The organism is Psychrobacter sp. Arc9 (genome assembly GCF_041431295.1).
In the GTDB taxonomy this organism is placed as follows: Bacteria; Pseudomonadota; Gammaproteobacteria; order Pseudomonadales; family Moraxellaceae; genus Psychrobacter.
The window spans coordinates 1-3,312 of sequence record NZ_JASMRK010000044.1; the positions used below are offsets into that span (position 1 = coordinate 1).

The window sequence follows — 3,312 nt, forward strand, 5'->3', positions numbered from 1 at the left end:
TAGAATAGAGAGCTGACGATGACCTACTCTCACATGGGCGAACCACACTACCATTGGCGCTACGATGTTTCACTTCTGAGTTCGGGAAGGGATCAGGTGGGGCCATCGCGCTATTGTCGTCAGCAAAGGGGGTTAGATATGAGTCTGTTATTTTTATTGTTTGACTATAAATGTTTAGTTTATGGTCGATCAACTTGTAACCTAACTGAATCAAGGTTAAAGGTGATATCGAAATATTCTTTCTTTATTCTATAGCCTGAGCTATACAAGATAGATTAATTAGACTTGGTTACAAACCACTTGGGTGTTGTATGGTCAAGCCAAACGAGCAATTAGTACAGGTTAGCTACATGCATCGCTGCACTTCCACACCCTGCCTATCAACGTCCTAGTCTTGAACGGCTCTTTAGGGAAATCTAATCTTGAGGTGGGCTTCCCGCTTAGATGCTTTCAGCGGTTATCCCATCCGAACGTAGCTACCGGGCAATGCCACTGGCGTGACAACCCGAACACCAGAGGTTCGTCCACTCTGGTCCTCTCGTACTAGGAGCAGATCCTCTCAAATTTCCAACGCCCACGGTAGATAGGGACCGAACTGTCTCACGACGTTCTAAACCCAGCTCGCGTACCTCTTTAAATGGCGAACAGCCATACCCTTAGGACCTGCTTCAGCCCTAGGATGAGATGAGCCGACATCGAGGTGCCAAACACCGCCGTCGATATGAACTCTTGGGCGGTATCAGCCTGTTATCCCCAGAGTACCTTTTATCCGTTGAGCGATGGCCCTTCCATACAGAACCACCGGATCACTAAGACCTACTTTCGTACCTGCTCGACTTGTGGGTCTCGCAGTTAAGCGCGCTTTTGCCTTTATACTCTACGACCGATTTCCGACCGGTCTGAGCGCACCTTCGTACTCCTCCGTTACTCTTTAGGAGGAGACCGCCCCAGTCAAACTACCCACCATACATTGTCCTCGGTATTGTTATACCTGAGTTAGAACCCCAACATGACCAGGGTGGTATTTCAAGATTGGCTCCACCGAGACTAGCGTCTCGGCTTCAAAGCCTCCCACCTATCCTGCACAAGTCAGGTCAAAGTTCAATGTAAAGCTGTAGTAAAGGTTCACGGGGTCTTTCCGTCTAGCCGCGGGTACACAGCATCTTCACTGCGATTTCGATTTCACTGAGTCTCTGCTGGAGACAGCGCTGCCATCATTATGTCATTCGTGCAGGTCGGAACTTACCCGACAAGGAATTTCGCTACCTTAGGACCGTTATAGTTACGGCCGCCGTTTACTGGGGCTTCGATCAAGAGCTTCGCTTACGCTAACCCCATCAATTAACCTTCCAGCACCGGGCAGACATCACACCCTATACGTCCACTTTCGTGTTTGCAGAGTGCTGTGTTTTTAATAAACAGTTGCAGCAGCCTGGTATCTGCGACTGCCAGCAGCTCAAGGAGCAAGTCCTATCACCACCAACAGCGTACCTTCTCCCGAAGTTACGGTACCATTTTGCCTAGTTCCTTCAGCAGAGTTCTCTCAAGCGCCTTGGTATTCTCTACCTGATCACCTGTGTCGGTTTAGGGTACGATTCGTTTATAACTATTGCTTAGAAGCTTTTCCTGGAAGCATGGTATTTGCCACTTCGCTGTACAAGTACAGCTTGCTATCAGATCTCGGTATAGAATAGCCCGGATTTACCTAAGCTATAAACCTACATCCTTTCACCTGGACAACCAACGCCAGGCTGACATAACCTTCTCCGTCCCTCCATCGCATTATAAACAAGTATCGGAATATTAACCGATTTCCCATCGACTACGCCTTTCGGCCTCGCCTTAGGGGTCGACTCACCCAGCCCCGATTAACGTTGGACTGGAACCCTTGATCTTCCGGCGTGCGAGCTTTTCACTCGCATTATCGTTACTCACGTCAGCATTCGCTCTTGTGATACCTCCAGCATGCTTTACAACACACCTTCACAGGCTTACACAACGCTCCCCTACCACTTGAAAACAAATTCAAATCCGCAGCTTCGGCTCCTAGTTTGAGCCCCGTTACATCTTCCGCGCGGGCCGACTCGACTAGTGAGCTATTACGCTTTCTTTAAAGGATGGCTGCTTCTAAGCCAACCTCCTAGCTGTCTATGCCTTCCCACCTCGTTTCCCACTTAACTAGGAATTTGGGGCCTTAGCTGGCGGTCTGGGTTGTTTCCCTCTCCACGATGGACGTTAGCACCCACCGTGTGTCTCCCGGATATCACTCATCGGTATTCGGAGTTTGCATCGGTTTGGTAAGTCGGTATGACCCCCTAGCCGAAACAGTGCTCTACCCCCAATGGTGTTCGTCCGAGGCGCTACCTAAATAGCTTTCGGGGAGAACCAGCTATCACCGAGTTTGATTAGCCTTTCACCCCTATCCACAAGTCATCCCCTGGCTTTTCAACGACAGTGGGTTCGGTCCTCCGGTGCCTGTTACGGCACTTTCAACCTGCTCATGGATAGATCACTCGGTTTCGGGTCTATACCCTGCAACTAAACGCCCTATTAAGACTCGGTTTCCCTACGGCTCCCCTAAACGGTTAACCTTGCTACAGAATATAAGTCGCTGACCCATTATACAAAAGGTACGCGGTCACCCAACAAGTGGGCTCCCACTGCTTGTACGCACACGGTTTCAGGTTCTATTTCACTCCCCTCACAGGGGTTCTTTTCGCCTTTCCCTCACGGTACTGGTTCACTATCGGTCAGTCAGGAGTATTTAGCCTTGGAGGATGGTCCCCCCATCTTCAAACAGGATTTCTCGTGCCCCGCTCTACTTAATATGTTAACTCTAATGTTTCGAATACAGGACTATCACCTACTACGGTCAGCTTTCCCACGCTGTTCTTCTACATTAGAATTAATCGGCTTCTCCCCGTTCGCTCGCCGCTACTAGGGGAATCTCAATTGATGTCTATTCCTAAGGGTACTGAGATGTTTCACTTCCCCTCGTTCGCTTCCTAATAAATTAGGATACCTACCTTATGGTAAGTGGGTTTCCCCATTCAGAAATCTCCGGATCACAGGATATTGCCGCCTCCCCGAAGCTTATCGCAGGCTGTCACGTCTTTCATCGCCTCTGACTGCCAAGGCATCCACCATGTGCGCTTCATTACTTGACCATACAACCCCAAGTAGTCTTTCGACTTCTAAGTGTCATACAATCTAATTATGATAACGATATCACCTATGTTTATACGCTTGATTCAGTTCTCTTTACTTTTTTAATAACTCACCCCTGGGATAACAACTGATGTCGTTAAGAGG

2 rRNA genes are annotated in these 3,312 nt (G+C 48.9%); both read right to left on the reverse strand.

Annotation, left to right across the window (positions count from 1 at the left end):
* Positions 1-10 precede the first annotated feature (10 nt).
* Positions 11-124, reverse strand: a 5S ribosomal RNA gene (rrf, locus tag QO187_RS13580).
* A 187-nt stretch (positions 125-311) separates the two neighbouring features.
* Positions 312-3,167: ribosomal RNA gene (locus tag QO187_RS13585) — 23S ribosomal RNA — on the reverse strand.
* Positions 3,168-3,312 lie beyond the last annotated feature (145 nt).